19 protein-coding genes, 2 pseudogenes and 1 riboswitch are annotated in these 22442 nt (G+C 72.0%); of the genes and pseudogenes, 6 read left to right on the top strand and 15 right to left on the bottom strand.

The annotated features are described in order from the left end of the window. Positions 1-38: 38 nt before the first annotated feature. The 7 genes and pseudogenes from ABZ826_RS34705 to ABZ826_RS34675 all read right to left on the bottom strand — a co-directional run bounded on the left by ABZ826_RS34705 (position 39) and on the right by ABZ826_RS34675 (position 8205). On the bottom strand, positions 39-833 hold the full coding sequence (locus ABZ826_RS34705; RefSeq protein ID WP_361457637.1) for an ABC transporter ATP-binding protein: 795 nt from the start codon (positions 831-833) through the stop codon (positions 39-41). Further along, positions 830-1921, bottom strand: a complete 1092-nt coding sequence (locus ABZ826_RS34700) for an iron chelate uptake ABC transporter family permease subunit (protein WP_361457634.1) — start codon at positions 1919-1921, stop codon at positions 830-832. Before ABZ826_RS34700 ends, ABZ826_RS34705 begins: the two co-directional genes overlap by 4 nt. After that, on the bottom strand, positions 1918-2958 hold the full coding sequence (locus ABZ826_RS34695; protein WP_361457631.1) for an ABC transporter substrate-binding protein: 1041 nt from the start codon (positions 2956-2958) through the stop codon (positions 1918-1920). Before ABZ826_RS34695 ends, ABZ826_RS34700 begins: the two co-directional genes overlap by 4 nt. Before the next feature lie 61 nt (positions 2959-3019). Then, positions 3020-3209: riboswitch (cobalamin riboswitch) on the bottom strand. Between the two features lie 77 nt (positions 3210-3286). After that, the gene (locus ABZ826_RS34690; protein ID WP_361457628.1) at positions 3287-4510 is read right to left on the bottom strand and encodes a beta-ketoacyl-[acyl-carrier-protein] synthase family protein; all 1224 of its coding nucleotides are present in this window, start codon (positions 4508-4510) and stop codon (positions 3287-3289) included. Beyond that, complete coding sequence (locus ABZ826_RS34685) at positions 4507-4782, bottom strand: acyl carrier protein (protein WP_361457625.1); 276 nt, start codon at positions 4780-4782, stop codon at positions 4507-4509. Before ABZ826_RS34685 ends, ABZ826_RS34690 begins: the two co-directional genes overlap by 4 nt. A gap of 87 nt (positions 4783-4869) precedes the next feature. Then, positions 4870-6914, bottom strand: a pseudogene (locus ABZ826_RS34680) (acyl-CoA dehydrogenase). A gap of 13 nt (positions 6915-6927) precedes the next feature. Beyond that, positions 6928-8205, bottom strand: a complete 1278-nt coding sequence (locus ABZ826_RS34675) for a beta-ketoacyl-[acyl-carrier-protein] synthase family protein (protein WP_361457622.1) — start codon at positions 8203-8205, stop codon at positions 6928-6930. Positions 8206-8403: 198 nt separating this feature from the next. Here ABZ826_RS34675 and ABZ826_RS34670 point away from each other — a divergent pair, with 198 nt between their 5' ends. After that, positions 8404-9696 carry a hypothetical protein gene (locus ABZ826_RS34670; protein ID WP_361457619.1) on the top strand — a complete coding sequence of 431 codons (1293 nt, stop codon included), beginning with the start codon at positions 8404-8406 and terminating at the stop codon, positions 9694-9696. A 182-nt stretch (positions 9697-9878) separates the two neighbouring features. On the opposite strand, the gene ABZ826_RS34665 is transcribed toward ABZ826_RS34670, so the two are convergent. The 4 genes from ABZ826_RS34665 to ABZ826_RS34650 form a co-directional block, all read right to left on the bottom strand. Further along, positions 9879-10811 (bottom strand): carbohydrate kinase, encoded by a 933-nt coding sequence (locus ABZ826_RS34665; protein ID WP_361457616.1) that lies wholly within the window; start codon positions 10809-10811, stop codon positions 9879-9881. A 391-nt stretch (positions 10812-11202) separates the two neighbouring features. Continuing rightward, positions 11203-11466 carry a type B 50S ribosomal protein L31 gene (locus tag ABZ826_RS34660; protein ID WP_361457613.1) on the bottom strand — a complete coding sequence of 88 codons (264 nt, stop codon included), beginning with the start codon at positions 11464-11466 and terminating at the stop codon, positions 11203-11205. A gap of 156 nt (positions 11467-11622) precedes the next feature. Beyond that, the gene (locus ABZ826_RS34655; RefSeq protein ID WP_361457610.1) at positions 11623-12507 is read right to left on the bottom strand and encodes an ABC transporter substrate-binding protein; all 885 of its coding nucleotides are present in this window, start codon (positions 12505-12507) and stop codon (positions 11623-11625) included. Positions 12508-12675: 168 nt separating this feature from the next. Further along, the gene (locus tag ABZ826_RS34650; protein ID WP_361457607.1) at positions 12676-13302 is read right to left on the bottom strand and encodes a GNAT family N-acetyltransferase; all 627 of its coding nucleotides are present in this window, start codon (positions 13300-13302) and stop codon (positions 12676-12678) included. 156 nt (positions 13303-13458) lie between these two features. On the opposite strand from ABZ826_RS34650, the gene ABZ826_RS34645 reads away from it, so the two are divergent. Beyond that, positions 13459-13815: a YciI family protein gene (locus ABZ826_RS34645; RefSeq protein WP_361457604.1), complete on the top strand. Its 357-nt coding sequence runs from the start codon at positions 13459-13461 to the stop codon at positions 13813-13815. A gap of 131 nt (positions 13816-13946) precedes the next feature. Here the strand turns inward: ABZ826_RS34645 and ABZ826_RS34640 are convergent, their stop codons facing one another. Then, positions 13947-14822: a LysR family transcriptional regulator gene (locus ABZ826_RS34640; protein WP_361457601.1), complete on the bottom strand. Its 876-nt coding sequence runs from the start codon at positions 14820-14822 to the stop codon at positions 13947-13949. A gap of 80 nt (positions 14823-14902) precedes the next feature. Here ABZ826_RS34640 and ABZ826_RS34635 point away from each other — a divergent pair, with 80 nt between their 5' ends. Continuing rightward, on the top strand, positions 14903-16168 hold the full coding sequence (locus ABZ826_RS34635; protein ID WP_361457598.1) for an MFS transporter: 1266 nt from the start codon (positions 14903-14905) through the stop codon (positions 16166-16168). On the opposite strand, the gene ABZ826_RS34630 is transcribed toward ABZ826_RS34635, so the two are convergent. Together ABZ826_RS34630 and ABZ826_RS34625 are read right to left on the bottom strand one after the other, a co-directional pair. Next, entirely contained in the window at positions 16158-16475 is a 318-nt protein-coding gene (locus ABZ826_RS34630) for a cupin (protein WP_361457595.1), read from the bottom strand. The genes ABZ826_RS34635 and ABZ826_RS34630 overlap by 11 nt on opposite strands. 354 nt (positions 16476-16829) lie before the next feature. Further along, the gene (locus ABZ826_RS34625) at positions 16830-17312 is read right to left on the bottom strand and encodes a GNAT family N-acetyltransferase (RefSeq protein WP_361457592.1); all 483 of its coding nucleotides are present in this window, start codon (positions 17310-17312) and stop codon (positions 16830-16832) included. 230 nt (positions 17313-17542) lie between these two features. On the opposite strand from ABZ826_RS34625, the gene pgm reads away from it, so the two are divergent. Continuing rightward, positions 17543-19183, top strand: coding sequence for a phosphoglucomutase (alpha-D-glucose-1,6-bisphosphate-dependent) (gene pgm, locus ABZ826_RS34620; protein WP_361457589.1), 1641 nt, complete (start codon positions 17543-17545; stop codon positions 19181-19183). A gap of 39 nt (positions 19184-19222) precedes the next feature. Here pgm and ABZ826_RS34615 read toward each other — a convergent pair. Next, a pseudogene (locus tag ABZ826_RS34615) lies at positions 19223-19835 on the bottom strand (histidinol-phosphatase); the annotation flags it as partial. 129 nt (positions 19836-19964) lie between these two features. On the opposite strand from ABZ826_RS34615, the gene ABZ826_RS34610 reads away from it, so the two are divergent. Both ABZ826_RS34610 and ABZ826_RS34605 read left to right on the top strand, forming a co-directional pair. Next, on the top strand, positions 19965-20576 hold the full coding sequence (locus ABZ826_RS34610) for a TetR/AcrR family transcriptional regulator (protein WP_361457586.1): 612 nt from the start codon (positions 19965-19967) through the stop codon (positions 20574-20576). Between the two features lie 68 nt (positions 20577-20644). After that, a complete protein-coding gene (locus ABZ826_RS34605; RefSeq protein WP_361457583.1) occupies positions 20645-22348 on the top strand; it encodes an acyl-CoA dehydrogenase family protein in 1704 nt (567 codons plus the stop codon). Positions 22349-22442 lie beyond the last annotated feature (94 nt).

Here is a 22442-nt window from a genome sequence, read left to right as displayed (position 1 = left end):
GGGCGGACCCGTGTGTGCCGGGGTCCGCTCTCTCGCCGTCAGTGGCCGGGGCGCCCGGGCACGAAGCGCACCGACGGCCGCCCGTCGGGGCCGTCCGGAGCGACCCGCGCGCTGACCCGGTAGACGTCGGCGATGAGTTTCTCGGTGATCACGTCCGAGGGGGTTCCGGCGGCCACCACACGCCCCTGCTTCATGACGACGATCCGGTCGCAGAACATCGCGGCCAGGTTGAGGTCGTGCAGAGCGATCACACCGGTGAGGGGCAACGAGGCGATCAACGACATCAGTTCCAGCTGGTGCTGGATGTCCAGGTGGTTCGTCGGCTCGTCGAGCAGCAGTTCACGCGGTTGCTGGGCCAGTGCGCGCGCGATCTGGACCCGCTGCCGCTCACCTCCGGAGAGGGTGTGCCAGGACTGGTCACCGCGGCCGGCGAGACCGGTGCGCTCCAGGGCCTCGCGCACCGCTTCCTCGTCCTCCCGGCCGGGCGCCGCCCAGGCCCTGCGGTGCGGGATGCGGCCGAGTCGCACCACATCCAGGACGCTCAGCTCGACCTGGGTCACGGCGTGCTGGTCGACCACGGCGACCCTTCGGGCCACCGTTCGGCGGCCGATCTCGTCGAGCCGCCGGCCGTCGAGGGTGACCACGCCCGTCTCCGGGACGAGGACTCCCGCGAGCACCCGTAGGAGAGTCGACTTGCCGGACCCGTTCGGCCCGATCAGCCCGACGGTGGCGCCGGGCGGCGGGGCGAGGTGGACCCCGTCGAGTACGAGCCGGCCGCCCGCCTCCCGGCTGACCCGCTCGGCCCGCAGCCCCGGGGTGACTCCGCCCGTCATGTGATCCTCCGGGTGCGGTAGAGGACCAGGACGAACGCGGGCACGCCGATCAGGGCGGTGACGACGCCCACCGGCACCTCCTGCGGGTCGAGGACCGTCCTGGCCAGGGTGTCGACCCAGACCAGGAAGACGGCCCCGGCCAGGGCGGTGAGCGGGAGCAGCCGCCGGTGCCCGGAGCCCGCGAGCGCACGGGCGGCGTGCGGCAGCACCAGACCGACGAAACCGATGGCGCCGGCCGAGCTGACGAGCGCGGCGGTCAGCAGCGCGGTCGTGCACAGCAGCACGATCCTGGTGCGCGCGATATGGACGCCGAGCGCGGCGGCTGCCTCCTGGCCGAACGCGAAGGCGTCGAGTGTGCGGGCGTGTCCCAGGCAGATCAGCAGCGTCACCACGAGAACGGCGGAGCAGATCCACACATCGATCCAGCCGACTCCGCCGAGCGAGCCCAGCAGCCAGAACAGCACCCCGCGGGTCTGCTCGGCGTCGGCGGAGGTCATCACGACGAAGGAAGTGAGTGCGGAGAACAGCTGCATGGCCGCGACACCGGAGAGGACGACCCGGTCGGTCGTGCCGCCCAGGGTGTGGCTGAGCAGCAGGACGAGGGCGAACGAGCACAGGGCGCCGATGAACGCGCCGGTCGAGATCGACACCGCTCCCCCGCCGACACCGAGGACGACGACCACGACCGCGCCGGTCGACGCACCGGAGGAGACGCCGAGGACGAACGGGTCGGCGAGCGGGTTGCGCAGCAGGGACTGCATGACGGTGCCGCACACCGCGAGCCCGGCACCGCACACCGCGGCGAGCAGGGTGCGCGGCATGCGCAGGTTCCAGACGATGCCGTCCCGGATCGGCGTGAGCCGTGACCGGCCCCAGCCGAGGTGGGAGGCCGTCGTGGACCAGACGTCGGCGACGGAGATACGGGCGGGGCCGATGGTGACGGCGATCGCGACGGACAGCACGAGCAGCGCGATGCCGCAGGCCCACAGGATTGCGCCGCGCAGCTTCCGCGGGCCCGTCGCACCGCGCGCGCCGGCCGCGGAGGTCCGTGACGCCTGCGGGGCCGCGGCGCGTCCGGTGTCCGTCATCCCGCGAGCCCGAAGGCGCGCAGCCCGGCGGCGACGCGTTCCACACCCTCGACCGTCCGGATGGACGGATTCATGGCCTGGCCGCTCAGCAGGACGTAACGCCGGTGCCTGACGGCGTCCATGTTCTTGGTGACGGGGTTGGACTCCAGGAACTCGATCTTCTTGGCGGCGCTCTCGGCGGTCTGTGCCTTGCGGGTCAGGTCACCGATGACGAGGACGTCGGGGTTGCGGTCGGCGACGGTCTCCCAACTGATCTGGGGCCATTCGTCCCGGGTGTCGTCGAAGACGTTCTTCGCGCCGAGTTCCCGGGTGATGATGCCGGGTGCTCCGCAGCAGCCGGCCAGGTACGGGGCCTTGGAGTCGGAGAACCAGTAGAGGAGGGTGGCGTCGGAGGCGTCGACGCCGTCGGTCGCCTTCTTGACCCGGGCCCGCAGTTGCGCCACGAGCCGGTCGCCGCGCTCGGCCACGCCGAACACCCCAGCCAGTTCGCGCACCTCGTCGTAGACGCTGTCCATGGTCAGCGGCTCGGTACGGGCGCCGTCGCCGCTGCCGCTGTTGTCCTTGCCGGTGCAGTCGGCGGGCGAGACATAGGTGGGGACCCCGAGTTCCTCGAACTGTTCGCGCGGGGCGACGCCGCCCTTGGCGAGCGTCGACTCGAACGACGCGCTGATGAAGTCGGGTTCCTGGTCGAGGACCTTCTCCGAGGAAGGCCGGTTGTCCGCGATCCTCGGGACCCCGGCGTTGGCCTTCTCCAGACCCTTCATCACCGGGTCGGTCCAGGTCGCGGTGGCGGCCAGCCGGTCGGCGAGGCCGAGGGAGAGCAGGATCTCGGTCGATCCCTGGTCGACCGATACGGCGCGGTGCGGTGCGGATTCGACGGTGACGGTGCGTCCGCAGTTCTTCAGCGTCACCGGGTATCCGTCGATGAAGCCCGACTTCGCGGCGGGGTTTCTCGCTCCGCCGCCGCATGCGGTCAGCAGGACGAGTCCCGCCGAGAGCACGGCCATGGTGCGGACAGAGCTGGATATGGACGGCACGGAGTCCCTCTGCGTCTCTGGGCCCATACGCGGAGCCCGTTGTACGGCGTCCTGCGCCCGGTACCGGACCGCAGGTGCCAGCAGGTCTTCGGACTCGGGTTCCTGCGGACGGGACGCCTTCCCAGGGCACCCGAGGGTGCTCCCAGTGGCCGTGGCCCCGCCCGTCCCCCTCACCGCTGCGCGTCAGTTCCGGATTTTCACCGGATTCCCTGACTCCTTCGTGGAGTTCGACTGGCTCCGGCAAGCTATCACGGGCCTCTGCGCAGCTCACGGGCGGTGTGGCAGGTGGTGCGCCGGGCCGTTTCCCGTCGCACCACCTGCCTGGTGCCTACGGGCGCTGAAGAGCGATCACGGCGTTGTGTCCGCCGAACCCGAAGGAATGACTGACGGCACGCCGGATGGGCTGCCGCAGCGGAGACTTGGTGACGCAGTTGATGTCGAATTCGGGCGCCGGGGCGTCCAGATTGGCGATCGGCGGCACGACTCCGCGTTGCAGCGTCAGGACGGTCAGTCCGGCCTCGATCGCCCCGGCCGCCCCCATGCAGTGTCCCAGGACGCCCTTCGAGGCGGTGACGGGCGGCCGGTGCGGGTAGACCCGGGCGATGAGGGCGGCCTCGGTGGCGTCGTTGACCGGAGTGGCCGTGCCGTGTGCGTTGACGTGCTCGACGTCCTTTGCCGCCCAGCCCGCGTCGCGCAGCGCGATCTCCACCGCCTGCCGGGCCACCGCGCCGGACGGATGCGGACTGATGGGATGGTGGGCGTCGGTGGTGGCCCCGGTGCCCGCGACCAGCGCCCGCGGTGCCGCTCCTCGGGCACGGGCGTCGTCCGCCCGTTCCAGCACCATGACGGCGGCGCCCTCGCCCATGACCAGCCCGGCCCGGTCGGCCGCGAAGGGCCGGCACTGCCCGGCAGCGTCGCCGTCCCTCCGGGCCCCGGCCCCGGACCGGGCGAACCCGGCCATGGCGGCCGGATAGACGATCGACTCGGTGGCTCCGGCGATCGCGATGTCGCACTGGCCGGTGATCAGCAGATCGCGGGCGACGGACAGGGCCGTGACGCCGGACGAACAGGCGGTGCACGGCGCCATACTGGGACCGGTGGCCCGCAACTGGATCGCGATCTCGGCCGCCGGCATGTTCGGAATGGTGAGCAGGATGCCCGACGGCGAGGTGGCGTCGGGTCCGAGCCGGTCGAGCACGACGGCCTGCTCGGTCAGTGAGGCGGAGCCCCCGCTGCTGGTGCCGACGACCACCGCGACCCTGCCGCCCTCCCACTCGGCCGGGTCGAGCCCGGCATCGGCGACCGCCTCCCGGGCGGCGAGAACGGCGAACTTGGTGTACCTCCCCATCCGGAACGAGGTGCGGCCACCGATCACGCCGTCCAGATCGATTCCGTCGACGGTGCAGGCGAAGTCGATCGCGCAGCCTTCGAGCGCCGCGACGGTACGCACCGGTGAGATTCCGGCACACACACCTTTCCAGGTGGATTCGGTGTCGTTGCCGACCGGGGTGATCATGCCCAGGCCGGTGACGGCGATGACGGGCCTGTTCATCGGGCGTTGCTCATCGGTGCCGCGCCGCTCGCCGACGCCCCGCCGCCGGCCCCGTCGATGAATCGTGTGATCTCGGCCAGGGTGGCTCCCTTGGGGAGCCTGTCGAAGTCTCCCCGGCCACCCAGCGTCTCCCTGATGAGCACGGCGAACTCGGCGACGGCGAGGGAGTCCATCTCCAGGCTGTCCATCGTGGAATCCGGGCGGATCTCGGCGGCGGGCACTTTGAAGGTGCGCGTCAGAACCTCGGTGATCTTGGGATGAATCGCACTCATGAGCTTCCTCTCCATCATTCGGTACGACTGCCGGCGACGGCGGGGGCACCGTCCCGACGCCGAATCAACTCGGTGACGTGCCTCCAGTTACGCCTTGTGCCGAACCGATTCACCACCGCCCTGCCGCGGCTGCGTGAACCACCGGGCCAGGGCGGCTGCCGTACCCCAGAAGACCAGCAGCACAGCGCGGACACCGAGGGCTCCGGCCGCCTCCCGCACCGAGCCGGATCGCACGGCTGTTCCCGTTCTCGTCACGGCCCTCACCGTTCCCCCCGAGCCGCCACCCGGTCCCCGTACGGCTGCCAGCCGGCCCCCGGGTCGTCGTACGCCTCGATGTAGTCGGCCCCCGCGATGGGCCAGTCGGCGAGCAGTTCCGGCGGCAGTGCGAAGGAGTCCACGAGGGCGGGCAGCTGAGCGGCGACTGCGGTGATCAGCCGGTCAACGGCGTCCGGCAGATCATTTACCTGATTCACCGTCAGATGCCCTGCCGCCAGCAGATCACCGCTGTTCCGGGAGATCCGGTCGAGTGCGAACAGCCTCTGCAGGTCGACCAGTCGCTCACGGGCGGGGCCGTCCGGAAGACCGGTCGCCGCGTCCGCGTACGCCTCGGCCGCCTGGCACTGGGCGTACGCCTCGACACCACGCAGGGCCGGCCCGGACGCGGCGTTCCACCGACCCAGCGGATCACCGTGCGGTGCGCGGCTCATCCGCTCCCTGGCCCGGTCGAACCAGATCCCCTCCAGGGCCGCCAGGAGCCTGCCGAGGAACCGGGGATCGTCGAGGTCGCCGGATTCCCCGCCGGAAGGAGCACCCTGGCCGGCCGGTTCGGTGGCGAAGAGCATTTCCGCGGCGGCCTTGGCGTGGATGGCCAGGTTGTCGCCCTCGGCCGTGATGGCGCCTTCCACCCCGGTGATGAGTTCACTCATGCCGTTGTGCTCCAAAAGCGCCTGAGCACCGCACCGTTCACGGCACTCGACGATCACGGACCGGGCCTGCCAGGTGATCCACCCCTTGGCGACGGCGACCAGTCGTTCCGCCGCTTCGTGGTCCGGACCCGATTCGTCCACCCGCGCCTCCCAGCGGTCCAGGGCCCGGCGGTGCAGCAGGCTCATCGCGAAGACGGTGGCCATGGCACGGGCGAGCGGGCCGTGATGGCTGCGGTGGGCGATCACCGGCACCTGACGGGATCCGCGGGGCCCGGAGATGTACCGGTGGCCGCCGTAGCGCACGGCGACCGCGAGCGTCGCGCGCGCGGAGCCGACCGCGCAGGCGCTCATGGAGATCTTGCCGGAGGTGACGCGTCCGATCGACGCGAGGAGGCGGCGCCTGCGGTTGCCGACGGCGCTGCTGAACTCGCCGTCGTCACCGATCCGTCCATGGTCCCCGCCGAGCAACGCCTCGCGTGCCACGAAGACCCCGTCGAAGGAGGTCAGGCAGTGGTCCACCGGGCTCCCCGTGCGCGTGGGAAGCCTGCGGACCCGTACACCGGGCAGGGCCCGGACGGCGTCGGTGAGCGGTACGAGGAAGAGGAAGACCCCGTGATCGGTGCCGTCGGCCAGCAGGCGCGCGGCCACGAGCCCCGTCTTGGGCCCGCCCGCCGGACTGGTGTTGGGCATGAACTTCTGGGCGCCCGCATGGGGCGTGCGCAGAACGAACCCGTCGCGTTCGCGGTCGTAGGCGGCCGTGGTCTCGACGGCCGCCGCGTCGTTGCCGTGTGCCACCTCGGTGCAGAGAAAAGTGCCGACGCTGCGCAGCCGCAGGAAGTCCGACAGATCGCGCTGTCCGTCGCCGTCGTGGTCGAGGAGACTGCCGAGAAAGAGGTTGTAGTGGATGCCCGCCACGGTGGTCAGTGCCGGGTCGACCGGGCCGAGCCATTCGTGCAGGGCCGCGAGGGCCCGCGGGTCGGCGGCGAGCCGTGCGCCGCTGTCGAGGCGGTCGTTGAGGATCCGGAGCCGCTCGTAGGCGAGTCGCAGGCGCTCCTCGGGAGTGCGGCGGTCCGGTCGGCGGAATGGTTCTGTGCTGATCAGCCGCTGCCAGAAGGCGTGCTCCCGGCGGAAGCCGTCGCCGAGGAGCACGCCGGTGAGCAGGTCCGTGGACCGTTCGGCGGAGGGGCTGTCGATCGTTGCGGTCATGAGACGACAACGATCAGTCAACGGCGAGGACACCGGGGGCCGTCCGCGACCGGCCGTCCGTTTCGGCCTGCTGGAAGGCGAGCACGACGTTGTGTCCGCCGAAGCCGAAGGAGTGGCTGAGTGCCCGCTCGACGTCCTGCATGCGGGGCTCCTTGACCACGCAGTCGAGGTCGAACCCGTCCGGCAACGAGTCCAGATTGGCGATCGGCGGGACGAGACCGCGCTCCAGGGTCAGTACGGTGGCCACCGCTTCGATCGCCCCGGCCGCGGCGAGGGTGTGCCCGAGCACGCCCTTCGGGGCGGTCACCGAAGGGCGGTGGGGGAAGAGCCCCGAGATGAGCGCGGTCTCCATCGCGTCGTTCAGCGGGGTCGACGTGCCGTGCGCGTTGATGTGGTCGACGTCGCGGGCCGCCCAGCCCGCCTCGCGCAGAGCCGCGCCCACGGCCCTGCGCGCGCCCGCCCCGTCCGGATGCGGGGCCGTGGGGTGGTGGGCATCGGTGGCGGACCCTGTACCGGTCAGCAGGGCACGCGGCCGTCCGCCGCGGGCCTGCGCGTCGGGCGTTCGCTCCAGCACGAGGACGGCGGCACCCTCGCCGATCACGAATCCGTCCCGATCCGCGGCGAACGGCCGCGACGCCCCCACCGGATCGCCGGTCCGCCGGGAGAGCGCGCCCATTGCCGCGAACGCGCTCACCACCAGCGGAGTCAGTACGGACTCCGCGCCGCCCGCCACCACCACATCGCACCGGCCGCTCGTCAGCAGGTCACGGGCCAGGGCGATCGCGCTGGCCCCGGACGCGCACGCCGTGGCGGGCGCCAGACTCGGGCCGTGGGCCCGCAACGCGATGGCGACCTCACCGGCAGCGGCGTTGGGCATCATCATCGGGACCAGGAGCGGCGACACCGCCTCCGGCCCGGCGTCGTCCAGCTTGCGCTGATTGTCGGCGAGCACGGACACCCCGCCCACGCCGACGCCCAGCACCACCCCCACCCGGTCGCCGTCCCAGCGCTCCGGTGACAGTCCCGCGTCCGCCACGGCCTGCCGGGCGGCGGCCAGCGCCATCTTCACGAACCTCGCCATCCGCCACACCGAGCGTCCGCCGACGGCCTCGTCCAGGTCGATCCCGTCCACCGGACAGGCGAAGTCGACCGGCAGCCCGGCCAGTTCGTCGCAGCGGCGAGCCGTGGAAACGCCCTCGCACAGTCCCGCCCAGAAGGCGCGCTCGTCCGCGCCCGCGGAGGTCACCATCCCCACGCCTGTCACCGCGACACCCGCGTCGGTCCGCCCCATGTTCCCGCCCCCTCCTCGTAATCGATCACGCCTACCGGTTGCCGAACGGCAGTAGCCCCGGCGAGGATGCGCTCACTGGGCCGAACGGGTCACCACCGGGCCGAGTGGACCGGTTCCCGCCGTGCGTCCGGTGACCGTGTTCACCCGTCCGCAGCAGTCCGCCGCGCTGCGCTCGCCGGCAGGGCATCCCCTGGGGACATGGAAGCGGACGGCGATCGGCCGGAGCCCTCGGAGGCAGGCGCGGAACTGGCGGCGCTGCGCGCCAGGGTGGCGGCGCTGGAGGCCCGTCCTCCCGAGCGGCACCGGCCGCGGGCCCGTTCGTTCCTCGCGGTGCTGCTCATCGTCGTCGCAGCCGTCCTCACGCCGCTGAGCATCGTGTCCACCTGGGCGAAGAACCAACTCGGCGACACCGACAACTACGTGGCGATGATGGCGCCGCTCGCATCCGACCTCGATGTGCAGACGGCGGTGACCGACCGCGTCACCGACGCCGTCATGAAGCACCTCGATGTGAAGGCTCTGCTGGCCGACGTCGCCCCCGCGGACCGGCCCGTGGTCGACAAGGCGCTCGGGCGGCTGAGTGGCCCCCTCACCACAGGAGTCTCGGAGTTCGTCCACGGAACCGCGGAAAGGCTCGTCACCAGCGACGCCTTCGAGTCGATCTGGACCGACCTCAGCCGGACCGCCCAGTCCGCGACGCTGAAGGCTCTGACCGGGAGCGGCAGCGGTGCGGTGAAGCTCAGCAGCAACACCGTCACCATCGACCTGGCGCCCGTGATCGACCGGCTGAAACACAGTCTCGTCGACCGGGGGCTGGCGATCGCCGCGAAGATCCCCGAGATCCACACCGACTTCACGGTGCTGACCTCCGAATCCGTCGGCAAGGCCAAGAAGTGGTTCCGGGCTCTGCAGATCATCGGCTTCTGGCTGCCGTTGGTCACTCTGGCGTGTGCCGCGGGCGGGGTGCTCCTCGCGATGCGCCGCCGCCGCGCGCTGGTCACGACGGCACTGGCGGTCGCCGCGGGTGCCGCGGTGCTCGGGCTGGTCGTGTGGGTGGGCCGGGCGTTCTATCTGGACAGTCTTCCGCCCGAGGTGTCACCGCCGGCGGCCGGTTCCGTCTTCGACGCCCTGGCCGGCCCCGTACGCACCCTGGTCCGGCTGGTGATCACACTCGGCATCGTGGTGGCTCTCGCCGCGTGGCTCACCGGCGACGGCCGCACCGCCGCCCGTGTCAAGGTCATGTGGGGCGATGGCATCGGTTCCGTGCGGGACGCGGCCGGTTTCGCCGGCGGCCCGGTCGGCAGGTGGGTGCACCGGACCAGGGCCTGGCTGAACTGGACGGTGGTCGTGGTGGCCGCGGCGGTCCTGGTGGCGTGGGACCGGCCGACGGGCCTGGTCACCGTGTGGATCGCGCTGTGCGCGCTGTTCGCCCTCGCCGTGGTGGAGTTCCTCGACGACGACAGCGGGCCCCGGCCGGTGGCGCCCGGCTGAGCAACGGCGCCTCGGGGCGCGGCCGACTGGTCGTGCACCGTGCGGGCCGGATGTCCTCGGCCGAGCACCGGCCCGGCAGCGGCGTGGACTCCGCGCCGCCCGGTCCGTCCCGGTCCGGCAGGGCCCGCGCCGACAGCGGGACGGTGCCGCCGTCCGGCGAGGGGGCGGCAGCACCGTCGTGGTCAGCCCCGGGCGAGCGCCGCCTCCAGCTCCGTCTCGTCCGGCGGGTTGGCGCCGGACCGGGCCACGGTGACGGCGGCACAGGCCGCGGCGTGACGCAGGACATCGGTCACCGTGGCCCGGTCCAGCGAGCGCAGCCGTTCCCGGCCGTCCGCGCCGAGCAGTTGGTGCGAGGCGAGGGCGTGCAAGGTGCCCGACATGAAGGCGTCGCCCGCCCCCACGGTGTCGACGACGACGGTGGGCAGCGCCTCGACCGTCACCTGCCCACCGGGAACGACGGCCAGTGCGCCGTCGCCTCCCCGGGTGACCAGGACGACGGCCGGGCCGGTGGCGAGCCACCGCTCGGCGACCTGCTCCGGCTTCTGGCCGGGATACAGCCACGCCAGGTCCTCGTCGCTGGCCTTGACCACATCGCTGAGCGCGACGCACCGCTCGACCTGGCGAACGGCCGCGTCATGTTCCCCCATCAGCTCCGGCCGGACATTGGGGTCGTAGCTGACGGTCGCGGACGTCCGCAGCGACTCGACTGCGGCGAGGACGGTGGCCGCTCCGGGCTCCCTCACCGCCGCGATGGAGCCGGTGTGGACGTGGTGGGGCGTCCGGTCCGGGGAGACCGGGGCGAGCGTCCAGGCGATCTCGAAGGTGTACGCCGCCCGGCCGGCCCGGTCCAGGGCCACGGCCGCGGACGGAGTGGGAGCCGTGGCGCCGTCCGTGCGGACCTCGACCCCGGCGCCGGCCAGGTGGTCCCTGATCAGCCGGCCGTTGTCGTCCGGGCCGAGCTGGGTGAGCAGGGTGGCACCGTGCCCGAGCCTGGCCAGGCCGTACGCCACATTGGCCGGGCTGCCACCCGGGTGGACCTGATCGGCCGCGCCCGGCAGCCGGACGATGTCGGCGACGCATTCACCGATGACCAGCAGGTCGAGTCTGTCGAGCATGGGGGTGGGGTCTCCTGGAGTGCGGTGACGACGGTGTCCTGGTGGGCGGTGCGGCCTGCGAACACATTGAGCCCGATCCTGCCTCCTGCATAGCGGGGGTCGGTCGCGTCGATGACCGTCCGGCCGTCGACGAACGACCGGACGGTTGTGGTCGGCTCCAGGTCGCCACCACGAGGGGTTGGCCAAGGGTGTCACGAGATGTGACGAACAAAGTCCCCCACCTCTCCGGGAAGGGGTGGGGGACTCGGGCCGGCGACCGGGCCTGTCGGGCTGCGCAGACGGGCCGGCTCGGATTCCTGCGCGGGCCCGATCGGATCCGTACGCGGGCCTGCTCGGGTCCGTTGGCAGGGCCGCTTTCCGGTGCGCACGTGGGTCAGGGTGCGTACGTGGGTCAGGAGGCGCCCTCGCGTCCCTCCTCGCCGTACCGGCGCTCGAATTTGGCGACCTGCCCCTCGGAGTCGACCACCCGGGCCTTACCGGTGAAGAAGGGATGGCTCTCCGCGGAGATCTCCACGTCGATGACGGGGTAGCTGTTGCCGTCGTCCCAGTCGATCGTCTGCTCGCTCGATGCGGTGGACCGGGTCAGAAAGGCGTAACCCGCCGAACGGTCACGGAAGACGACGGGACGGTAGGGCGGGTGCTTGTCCTGCTGCATGCCTGCTCCTGGGGACGTGCGATATCGGCTCGGGGCACTCCCGGCCAGCCTCGCGAACCAGCGCGGCCCGCGCGATCGGAAGCGTCCGTACGGGGCATCGGCACAGGCGCACCGTGCGGCGGGCGGGGCGACCGCGCTCCGTGGCCGAGCACGTCATCACCGGTGGGCGGTGGCCTCCAGTGCGTCGGCGACGAGCGTCAGGAACCGCGCGTGGGCCTGCGGGCTGCAGACCGGCTCCGGGTTCCAGGGCAGCACACGCGCGCCCCGCTCGATCGCCGACCACGCCTCGCCGGTCCGGAGTTCGTCGAGAGGGGTGGCGTTGGAACGGACGTCGGCGAGCACGATGGCCGGGCGCAGAGTCGCGGCCTGCGCCCAGCCGACCGTCGACCAGTTCGCGCCGGGCCCCTCGGCCGGTTCCACGAGGTCGACGCCGAGCTCGGCCAGCGCACGCAGCTCCGGCCACATGCGGGGGCGGGCGAGGTGCGCCTGATCCCGACCGGCCGGGGAGAGCGCGAGCACCCGGGGCCGGCCCGGTCCGGCGGCGAGTGTGCGCAGCCGGTCCCGGGCGACGTCCAGGTCCCGTGCCGCCGACGCGGGCTCCTCGGCGCCGAGCGAACGGGCCAGCCCGGCGAAGCGTTCACCGATCTCCGCGAGCGTGCGCGCCTGCCCCACGTCGACGACAACGACCGGGACGTGCTCCTCCAGATGCTTGGCGGTCTGCGGGGCGAGCCCGTAGACATGACCGCCGCCGTAGCTGACGGCCACGACGAGGTCCGGCTCGACGCCCAGCAGGGTGTCCACGTCCAGGGCGCTGCCCGCGCCGAGATAGCCCACCTCGGCCAGCGGCAGTGAGCCGGTCTTCGCCGTGTCCGGCACGGCTTGGTCGTCATGATCGGAGCCGAATATCGCGCTCGGGCGTATGCCCTGGTCCCACAGGGTCGCCCCGGCCTGGACGTAGGCGAGCACCCGCGCCGGGCGCCGCTCTGCGGCCGACAACTGTCCACGATCGTCGGAGAACTGCCACACGGTCCGCTCCCTCACGTCACACGCCCCTCGGCACCGGCCGGTTCGCCCCTTTTCCCGGGTCGTACACCAGTACCTGCCCAGCGAACACCCACGGCACCCCCTCCGCGGCCGGTCCGGCGCAAAGGACGCGAGGACGCCCGCGCGTGGCCGGGACCGGCGCCTCGGTACTGTCCCGGCGGTCCACTACAGGTCCGGCTCGGTGCCGCGCCCCAGATGGGTGAGGGGCCCGGGGTCGGGTACCCGGATCTCGCCGAAGCCCAGCCGGTCGTAGAACGCCCTGGCCGGGGTGTTGGCGGTGAGCATGGACAGATGCACCGCCTCGACGCCCTTGCCCCGCAGCGCGGCCAGGAACGTACGCATCAGCACTCTGCCGTACCCCTTCCGCTGCCAGGCGGGCAGCAGATCGATGTGCAAGTGCGCGGGATGGTCGGCGAGTTCGGGGAGGATCATCCGCTCCGGGGTGTGCAGCAGGGCGGCCATCTCCTCGCTGGGGGTGCGCAAGGTGCCGCCCGGTGCCGGGAAGCGGTCCCGGACGAGGGGCAGCCACCGCTTGCGGAACTCCCGCACGAGCCGCGGTGTGTCGGCGGTGCCCAGGATGTATCCGACCGCCCGGCCCGTACCGTCGTCGATCACGAAGGCCAGGTCGGGTTCGAGGTACGCGTACGGGGCGGCGAAGACCGTCGGGACCAGCTCCGGGTCCGGGTACAGATGCCGGGAGTCACCGCCGTTGTCGGCCGTCCGGACGCAGATGTCCGCGAGGGCCGCACGGTCGCCGGGGTGGTAGGCCCGTGAGTGGGCGGGCTTGTTCATCGACTCATCCTGACGAACCTGGGAGCGCTCCCACAAGCCTCGTGCAGAAAATCTTCGAACAGGACCGTGTTCCGTGTCGATCCGGGCGACGGCCGTTCGTATAGAGGGAGGTGGGACACCGGCACGGCGCCGGCGTCGTGTCCGAGGAGGAACATCATGAAGCACTACCTGCTCAGCGTGGTCACACCGGCCGAGGGGGAACCACCCTCCCCCGAGGCGCTGGAAGGGATCATGCGGAACGTGGACGGCTTCCACCAGGAGCTCCGGCAGGCCGGGGCCTGGGTGTTCGCCGGCGGGCTGAGCTCCCCGGCCACAGCCACGGTCGTGCGGGCGACGAACGGTGACACGCTGCTCACCGGCGGCCCGTACATCGAGGGGAAGGAGTATCTCGGCGGGCTGTGCATCATCAAGGTGCCCGATCCGGCTGCCGCCCTCGCGTGGGGCCGCAAGGCCGCGCGGGCGATCACACTGCCCATCGAGGTCCGGCCGTTCGAGGGTGAAGTGGACGGCTGATGCCCGTGCGGGACGACCGGCAGCGTCCGGTCCTCACCTGCTGACGCCACCGTCGAGCACACGGAGAACGCGGCCGAGCGGGACTTCCTCCGGCGTCGTCGCCGGGCGCCGCCGGAGGGCCGAGGGCAGGCTCAGCCGGCGTCCACTCCGAGCCCGGTCAGGAACGCCGCGGCGGCCGGGGTGGGGCGGAAGCGGCTCCAGACCAGCCGCTCGGTGCGTGCGGGCGCGTCACGGACGGACAGCACGTGTACGCCGGTCAGTTCCGCCGCGAAGGCGGAAGGCAGCATGGCGATCCCGAGCCCGCTGCGGACCAGCCGCACGATGAAGTCGGCGCCGCTGACCTCGAACGCCACCTCGCGGGTGAGACCCATCGCCGCGAACGCCTCCTCCGACTGCGCGCGGGCCGCGGTGCCGTCGGGGTAGTCGACGAACATCTCCTTCGCCAGCCGCTCCAGGCCCACTTCCGGCTTCCCCGCCAGGGGGTGGGCGGGGGCGACCACGGCGACCAGTTCGCCGGTGGCGAGTTCGTGATCGCTCACACCCTTGGGCCGGTAGCTCGGCAGCACGCCCAGGAACGCCACGTCGAGCGCGCCGTCCCGTACATCCTGGACCAGGTCCTTGCTCGCCCCGTCCCGAAGGACGATGTGCACCTTCGGATAACGGAGATGGAATGCCCGCAGCGCCGCCGGGACATCGACCGCGGCAATGGTCGGGATGGATCCGACCGCGAGGCGGCCACGGACCTCCCCCGCTGTGGCGGCGACTTCGGCACGGGCCCGCTCCGCCGCGTCGAGCGCCTGCCTGGCCTCCGGCAGGAACGCCTCACCCGCCGCGGTGAGCCGCACCTGACGGCTGGTGCGGTCGAAGAGCCGGGCACCCAGCTCCTTCTCCAGCCGGGCGACCTGATGACTCAACGCGGACTGGACGACGAGACACCGCTGCGCCGCACGTGTGAAGCTGCCCAGTTCGGCCACCGCGACGACGTACCGCATCTGCTGAAGTTCCATCCATCCATCGTGAATCACGATCGATGAAATGAAAAACATGTGTTGGACTCATGAATGATGGATCCCCGAGGCTGAGGGACATGGCTCATTCCACACACGGGACCCGCGACCGGGCCGTCCCCCGCGTTCTCCCCGATCCACCGGTCGCCGGCCGCGGCCTGGTCCTGCTGATGGCCCTCGCCGCCGGTCTCTCGGTCGCCGGGAACTACTTCGCGCAGCCGCTGCTCGACATCATCGAGCAGAATCTGCACATCGGCGTCACCGCGGCGGGGCTGATCGTGACCGCCGCCCAGGCCGGGTACGCACTGGGCCTGATCCTGCTCGTCCCCCTCGGGGACATCATGGACCGCCGACGGCTCGCCGTCGTCCTGTTCGCGCTCACCGCTCTCTTCCTCCTGCTGACGGCCGCGGCGCCGTCCGGCCCCCTGCTGATCGCAGCGACCCTGCTCACCGCGCTGACCTCCGTCGGGGCCCAGGTCGTGGTGCCGTTCGCGGCGGCCCTCGCGGCGCCTGCCGAACGCGGCAGGACCGTCGGCGTCGTCATGTCCGGTGTCCTGCTCGGCGGGCTGTTCGGACGGCTGGCCTCCGGCGCGCTGTCCGAGCTCGGTGGCTGGCGGACCGTGTACGGGGTGAACGCGCTGCTCGTGGCCGTCATGGCGGTTCTTCTGCACAACCGGCTCCCCCGGCTGCCACGTCCGCACGACGCGGCCCCGATGCCGTACACCGGACTCCTGCGCTCCACGCTGGCCCTGCTGCGACAGGAACCTCTGCTGCGCTGGCGGGCGGCCGTCGGCGCGCTCTTCATGGCCTCGTACAGCGTGCAGCTGACGGCGCTGACGTTTCTGCTGACCCGGCCCCCCTTCCGCTGGAACGCGGCCGCGATCGGACTCTTCGGGCTGGTGGGCGTCATCGGAGTGGTGGGCATGAACTTCGCGGCCCGGTTGAGCGACCGCGGCCGGGTGCAGGCCGTGTCGGGAACGGCGGCCGGCCTCCTCACACTCTCCTGGCTGCCCCTCCTGGCCGGCGAGTCCTCCCTGTGGTGGCTCGCGGCCGGGGTGATCTCACTGAACATCGCCCAGCAGGCAGGGCTCAACAGCGCTCAGAACGTGATCTACGGGCTCCGCCCGGAGGCCCGCAACCGGATCAACTCGGCGTTCATGACGCTCTTCTTCATGGGCGGGGCGACCGGAGCCGCACTCGCCTCGGTGGTCTGGTCGCGTGCGGGCTGGGGCGGCGTCTGCCTCCTGGGTGGCGCGCTGGCCACCGGAAGCCTCGTCCTGTGGGTCCTGGAGCGTGTCCGGATGACCTCCCTCGCACGTCCCGGGACCGGCGCCGTCATTCGTTGACGGTCGTCAGCAGCACCACGGCGTCCTCCAGCGCCAGCAGCCCGTGCCGCTCCTGCGGGATCGGGTGGAGGCCGCCGACGCCGAGCTCCACGTCGCCCGAGCCCGCCGTGAGGCGCACCCTGCCGCGGAGCACCTGGAGGGAGGCCGCGGCGGGAGCGTTGTGCTCGTCCAGGGCGGAGCCCGAGGTGAGGGCGATGACGGTCTGGCGCAGGGGCTCCTCATGCAGCAGGCGGTGGGCGCTGCGGCCGTGCGGGGAGGTGCGGGCCGCGGCCAGATGCTCGTCGGCGAGGGCATTCAGATCGTCCATATGCCCACTGTGCCGCAGCCTTCGCCCCCTCGCGATCGTGCGCGAGGCCCACCGGCGTCGCCGACCGCCGGGGCCCGGGAGGGGTGCCGCAACGGTACGCCGGGACCCGGTGTCCCGGCGACGGCGTCGTCGGTGCCGCCGATCAGCGGGACGCAGGGCCGCAGGGGCCAGGCGGCCACGCACACGCGGCTGTGCCCGTGAGTGCCCGGGTCGGTAGCGGACGGTGCAGGTCCGCGACGCACGGACACTCGTCCTTCGCCCTTGATCCACCTGGCCCCCTGAGCCCGATCGGCCGGACGGCCCGCCCGGGTGACGCGGATGTACCTGTGCGCTCGTCCCGGACGGCGCGCGCGCTCAGCCGTTCGCGGTCCACCGGTATCTGACGTCCGGCTCCTTCTCCTCGTTGCGGCTGCCGTCGTCGAACGCGACCGCGGCGAATCCGTGGCGTTCGTAGAAGGCGCGGGCGCCGGTGTTGCGTTGGAAGACATACAGGGTGAGCTCGTCGCGGGCGGTCTCGCGCACCTTGGCCAGGAGCAGTGAGCCGATGCCCCGCCGCCGTGCGTCGGGCCGCAGATACAGGTGCTCCAGCTCGGCTCCGTCGAGGGAGGCGAATCCCAGTACGTCGCCCGCCCCGGTCTCGGCGATCCACACCGTTGTCCCGGGCAGGACGACATGGGTCATCCAGGCGAGCGTGTCCGCGTCGCTGTGCACCTTCGGCAGGTACGGCATGGCCGCGGCGCGGGAGGCGAGGAAGAGCCCGGTGAGCGGCTCCGCGTCCTCGGCGGCGGCCTCGCGCAACACGACGCGGTCGGCCTGTGCGGACTCGTTCGGTGCCATTTCGTCTCTTCCCGTGCGGCCGGAACCCGCCGCCTGTCGCGGTCGGGGGTGAACTGTTCGTCGTCGGCGACGAACCTATGCCGGGACCCGGCACTGCCTCCACCGAATTGGCGCCGCTCCTGCGGGCCCGTCCGCGTCCACGGCGGGGCAGTCGCGGGCCGGCACGGGCCACCCGCGAAAATGGCGCAGGGGAAGATCGCAACGACCGACCGATACGGAGGAGTGGGCAGATGCCGCACGAACGAGCTGGACAGCCGGCCCGGCCGGAGGACCTCACCGATGTGGCACGGCTGGTGACGGCGTATTACACGCTGCACCCGGATCCGGCCGAACCGGGCCAGCGGGTGGCGTTCGGCACCTCCGGCCATCGCGGCTCGTCCACGGCCACCGCGTTCAACGAGGACCACATCGCCGCCACCAGTCAGGCCATCAGCGAATACCGGGCACGGCAGGGCACGGACGGGCCGCTCTTCCTGGGCGTCGACACCCACGCGCTGTCCGAACCGGCCCGGACCACCGCCATCGAAGTGTTCGCCGCCAACGACGTGACCGTGCTCGTCGACCCGGCCGACGGCTACACCCCTACTCCGGCGGTGTCGCACGCGATCCTCACCCACAACCGGGGCCGGACCGCGCACCTCGCCGACGGTGTGGTGGTCACCCCGTCCCACAATCCGCCGGGCGACGGCGGGTTCAAGTACAACCCGCCGAACGGCGGCCCGGCCGGGTCCGGGGCCACAGGCTGGATCCAGGAGCGGGCCAACGAGATCATCGCGGACGGCATGAAGGACGTGCGCCGGCTGCCCTACGCCCGCGCGCGGGCGGCGTCGACCACCGGGACGTACGACTTCCTCGGCGGCTACGTGGCGGACCTGCCGTCCGTGCTCGACCTGGACGCGATCCGTTCGGCCGGAGTACGGATCGGCGCCGACCCGTTGGGCGGCGCGTCGGTCGCGTACTGGGGCCGCATCGCCGAACAGCACCGCCTCGATCTGACCGTGGTCAATCCGCTGACCGACCCCACCTGGCGGTTCATGACGCTGGACTGGGACGGGAGGATCCGGATGGACTGTTCCTCGCCGTACGCGATGGCCTCGCTGATCGGGCAGCGCGACCGCTATCAGATCGCGACCGGGAACGATGCCGACGCCGACCGGCACGGCATCGTCACCCCCGACGCCGGGCTGATGAACCCGAACCACTACCTCGCCGTCGCCATCGACTACCTGTACGCCCACCGCGAGCGGTGGCCGGCCGCCGCCGGCATCGGCAAGACGCTGGTCTCCTCGGGCATGATCGACCGGGTAGCCGCCGGTCTCGGCCGTGAACTCGTCGAAGTGCCGGTCGGCTTCAAGTGGTTCGTGGACGGACTGCTCGACGGAGCGATCGGGTTCGGCGGCGAGGAGTCGGCCGGAGCCTCGTTCCTGCGGCGTGACGGATCGGTGTGGACGACCGACAAGGACGGCATCATCCTGGCGCTGCTCGCCTCGGAGATCCTCGCGGTGACGGGCAAGTCCCCCTCGGAGCGATACGCCGCGCTCACCGCCCGGTTCGGCGAACCCGCGTACGCCCGGATCGACGCTCCCGCCGACCGCGAGCAGAAGGCGGTTCTCGCCCGGCTCTCCCCCGAGCAGGTCACCGCCGACACTCTGGCCGGCGAACCGGTCACGGCCGTGCTCACCGAGGCGCCCGGCAACGGCGCACCGATCGGCGGCATCAAGGTGACCACCCAGAACGCCTGGTTCGCCGCCCGCCCCTCGGGCACCGAGGACGTCTACAAGATCTACGCCGAGTCGTTCCTGGGCACCGACCATCTCGGCCGGGTGCAGGAGGAGGCCAGGGCGGTGGTCTCCGCGGCCCTGGGCGCCTGAGCGCGTCCGGAGCCGCTTCGGGCGGCTCCGGACGGGGGGTCAGCGCACGATGTCCACGAAGACCGGGTTGGTGCAGGACCAGGTGTGCAGCCACGGATCGCCCCTGCCGGGCTCGTGCGGGAGCAGGCCGTGCGGGTCGACCGCCCCGCCGAGGAACCCCTTTCCGTGCCGCTTGCCGTCGCTGCCGCGCAGCCGCAGGTAGAACGGCTCGTCCGCACGACCGACGGGCAGCCGCAGGATGTACGTGCCGCGGCGCCCCGAGACATCGCTGGTGCGGGCGAGCCGGGTGTCCGGGGCGTGCCAGTCGTCGCGGTCGGCGGCCGGGCCGCGGACGGCACCGCAGATGACGTCGACATGTTCAAGACTCGGCAGCAGCCCGTGCGGATTGCGGCGGGAGGCGGCGGTCACCATGACGGTGAGGGTGAGCCTCTCGCCTCGCCTGGCACGCAGCCGGCCGCCGAGGGTGGCGCTGTTGCCGTGCTCGCCGCGCAACTTGACGTCGATGCCGTCGATGAGATGGCCGTGGTCGGACCCGGACCAGGCCGGCCGCGGTCGCCCAATCGAAGCCGCCGTAGGTGACGTACGCCTCCCGGGGCTAGCCGGGCCAGGAGTCGGCGGACGGTGAATTCGTGTACTCGCCGCGGATGTTGGTGTCCGGGTGCCGACCCGGGATGCCCGGGGCCCATGGCCGTCGTGCGCACGGCCGACGACGGCCCATTGCACCTGGAGACCGACCGTGCTTGAGTGGCAAAGGAAGATATGAATCGAGGTTCAGATCATCGTGGCCTACCGACCCACCGCCCGCACGGAGGCGACGCGGATCGCTCATCGTGAACGGCTGCTGGACGCCGCACGGCAGCTGCTGGCCGAGGGCGGATACGCGGCGGCCAGCATCTCCGCGCTCGCCGACCGGGCCGGCGTCGCCACCGGCAGCGTCTACAACCACTTCGCCTCCAAACAGGAGCTGCTCGCCGCAGTCTTCCGCCATGTCGCGGGGCACGAGCTCAGGGCGGTGCAGGAGGCCGTACGGGCACGGAGCGGGGCCGCCGAGCAGCTGCGCGCCTTGGTCGAGGTCTTCTCGTACCGTGCGCTGCGCGCGCCGCGCACGGCCTGGGCACTGCTGGCCGAACCCGTCGATCCACTCGTCGAGCAGGAGCGCCTGAGCTACCGGCTCGGCTATCACGCCCTCGCGGAATCGGCCGTCGCCGCCGGTGTCGCCTCGGGTGAACTGCCCGCGCAGAACGCACGGCTGTCGGCCGCCGCCGTGATCGGGGCGGTCGGCGAGGCACTGCTCGGCCCCCTGTCGCCGGTCGGTGAGCGGGCCGACCCGGCGCCGTTCGTCGAGGCCATCACCACGCTGTGTCTGAGAGCGGTCGGAGCCGACGTCACCTGATCGCGTGCCGCACACGACCGCCCTGCTCCGCCCACCGCCCGACCGTCGACCCAGGACAGGAACCCGCGATGACCGTCACCACGCACCGGACCGGCCTTCGGCCCGAGTCCCCGGCGCCGCACCCCACCCATCAGGTCACCAACCAGGCACCGCCCCGGACCGGCCTCGACGAGTACGGCACCAATCTGCCGCTCGCACAGGCCGTCCGGACCTTCGGCGCGGCCTGGCACGAGCCGGAGCTCCACGACATCGGCACCCTCGTCGGTTCCGAGCGGTTCCAGATCGATGCGGAGCTCGCCCACACCTCTCCGCCCGTCCTGCGCACCCACGACCGTTACGGCAACCGCGTCGACGAGATCGAATTCCACCCCGCGTACCACGAGATCATCGGCGCGGCAGTGAGCCATGGCACGCACACCGCGGGCTGGGCCGACCCGAAGCCCGGGGCGGCGGTGGCGCGGGCGGCCTCGTTCATGCTGTTCGCCCAGGTCGAACCGGGCCATGGCTGCCCGATGTCCATGTCGCATGCCGTGGTCCCGGTCCTGCAGCGCGACCCGGGTGTCGGGCGGGACTGGCTGCCGGGCCTGCTCAGCCGCTCGTACGACCCGCGGCCGATCGCCCCGGGCAGCAAGTCCGGGCTGACATTCGGCATGGGGATGACCGAGAAGCAGGGCGGCTCCGACGTCCGTGCCAACACCACCCGGGCCGTCCCGCTGGCCTCCGACCCCGAGGGCCGGGCCCATCTGCTGACCGGCCACAAGTGGTTCTTCTCGGCCCCGCAGTCGGACGCCTTCCTGGTCCTGGCCCAGGCCGAGGCCGGGCTCACCTGCTTCCTCGTACCGCGTGTGCTGGCCGACGGCACCCGTAACACCATCCGTGTCCAGCGGCTGAAGAACAAGCTCGGCAACAAGTCGAACGCCTCGTCCGAGGTGGAGTTCGACGGCACATGGGCGGTGCGGATCGGTGAGCCCGGACGCGGCGTTCCCACCATCATCGAGATGGTCAACCACACCCGGCTCGACTGTGTGCTCGGCACCACCGCGGGCATGCGCCAGTCGGTTTCCGAAGCCCTCTGGCACGCGCACCACCGCAGCGCCTTCGGTGCCCGGCTGGTCGACCAGCCGGCCATGACGGCGGTCCTCGCCGATCTGGCGTTGGAGACGGAGGCCGCCACCTGGACCGCCCTGCGCCTAGCCCACGCGTACGAGGCCGACAGCGGTGAGTCCGAGGCGATGTTCCGGCGGCTGGCCACCGCGGTGTCCAAGTACTGGATCTGCAAGCGCGGCCCGCACCACGCCTACGAGGCGTTGGAGTGCCTGGGCGGCAACGGCTACACCGAAGACTGGCCGCTGGCCCGGCGCTATCGCGAGCAGCCGGTGATGGCGGTGTGGGAGGGCTCCGGCAACGTCATCGCCCTCGATGTGCTGCGAGGCATCGTCAGGACCCCGCGGTCGCTGGACGCCTTCTGGGCCGAGCTGGAGATCACGGCCGGCGCCCATGGCGAACTGGACGCGCACATCCGTCGGGTGCGCCGTGACCTGGCCGAGGACCTGGGCGACCCGCTCGCCGCGCAGAGCCGCGCCCGTGCGACGGTCGAGGGCATGGCACTGGCTCTGCAGTCCTCGCTGATGCTGCGTCACGCCCCCACGGCCACGGCCGAGGCGTTCGTCGCCGCCCGGCTCGGCGAGGCGCGTGGCCACCAGTACGGCGTCCTGCCGCGCGGCACCGATGCCGGGGCGATCGTGGAGCGGCACTTCGGCGGGACCCGCTGAGCTTGGCGTTTTACCTCGCCTGTCACCCGACCTGCTGATCTGGGGTCGTTCGCGTGACAGCGGAGGCGGCCGTTCTCCACGCTTTCGAGATGTC

This window comes from Streptomyces sp. NPDC047515, from assembly GCF_040643055.1.
Taxonomy (GTDB): domain Bacteria; phylum Actinomycetota; class Actinomycetes; order Streptomycetales; family Streptomycetaceae; genus Streptomyces.
The sequence above is the reverse complement of the archived record's forward strand: the minus strand, read 5'-3'. Positions and strand labels throughout refer to the sequence as shown.

Coding starts and splice junctions, on each gene's coding strand:
- ABZ826_RS34645 (WP_361457604.1), top strand. CDS start 13,459: ATGAAGCACTACCTGCTCAGCGTGGTCACACCGGCCGAGGGGGAACCA.
- ABZ826_RS34630 (WP_361457595.1), bottom strand. CDS start 16,475: ATGGACGATCTGAATGCCCTCGCCGACGAGCATCTGGCCGCGGCCCGC.
- ABZ826_RS34635 (WP_361457598.1), top strand. CDS start 14,903: ATGGCTCATTCCACACACGGGACCCGCGACCGGGCCGTCCCCCGCGTT.
- ABZ826_RS34675 (WP_361457622.1), bottom strand. CDS start 8,205: ATGGGGCGGACCGACGCGGGTGTCGCGGTGACAGGCGTGGGGATGGTG.
- ABZ826_RS34660 (WP_361457613.1), bottom strand. CDS start 11,466: ATGCAGCAGGACAAGCACCCGCCCTACCGTCCCGTCGTCTTCCGTGAC.
- ABZ826_RS34625 (WP_361457592.1), bottom strand. CDS start 17,312: ATGGCACCGAACGAGTCCGCACAGGCCGACCGCGTCGTGTTGCGCGAG.
- ABZ826_RS34665 (WP_361457616.1), bottom strand. CDS start 10,811: ATGCTCGACAGACTCGACCTGCTGGTCATCGGTGAATGCGTCGCCGAC.
- ABZ826_RS34700 (WP_361457634.1), bottom strand. CDS start 1,921: ATGACGGACACCGGACGCGCCGCGGCCCCGCAGGCGTCACGGACCTCC.
- pgm (WP_361457589.1), top strand. CDS start 17,543: ATGCCGCACGAACGAGCTGGACAGCCGGCCCGGCCGGAGGACCTCACC.
- ABZ826_RS34670 (WP_361457619.1), top strand. CDS start 8,404: ATGGAAGCGGACGGCGATCGGCCGGAGCCCTCGGAGGCAGGCGCGGAA.
- ABZ826_RS34705 (WP_361457637.1), bottom strand. CDS start 833: ATGACGGGCGGAGTCACCCCGGGGCTGCGGGCCGAGCGGGTCAGCCGG.
- ABZ826_RS34690 (WP_361457628.1), bottom strand. CDS start 4,510: ATGAACAGGCCCGTCATCGCCGTCACCGGCCTGGGCATGATCACCCCG.
- ABZ826_RS34685 (WP_361457625.1), bottom strand. CDS start 4,782: ATGAGTGCGATTCATCCCAAGATCACCGAGGTTCTGACGCGCACCTTC.
- ABZ826_RS34650 (WP_361457607.1), bottom strand. CDS start 13,302: ATGAACAAGCCCGCCCACTCACGGGCCTACCACCCCGGCGACCGTGCG.
- ABZ826_RS34605 (WP_361457583.1), top strand. CDS start 20,645: ATGACCGTCACCACGCACCGGACCGGCCTTCGGCCCGAGTCCCCGGCG.
- ABZ826_RS34640 (WP_361457601.1), bottom strand. CDS start 14,822: ATGGAACTTCAGCAGATGCGGTACGTCGTCGCGGTGGCCGAACTGGGC.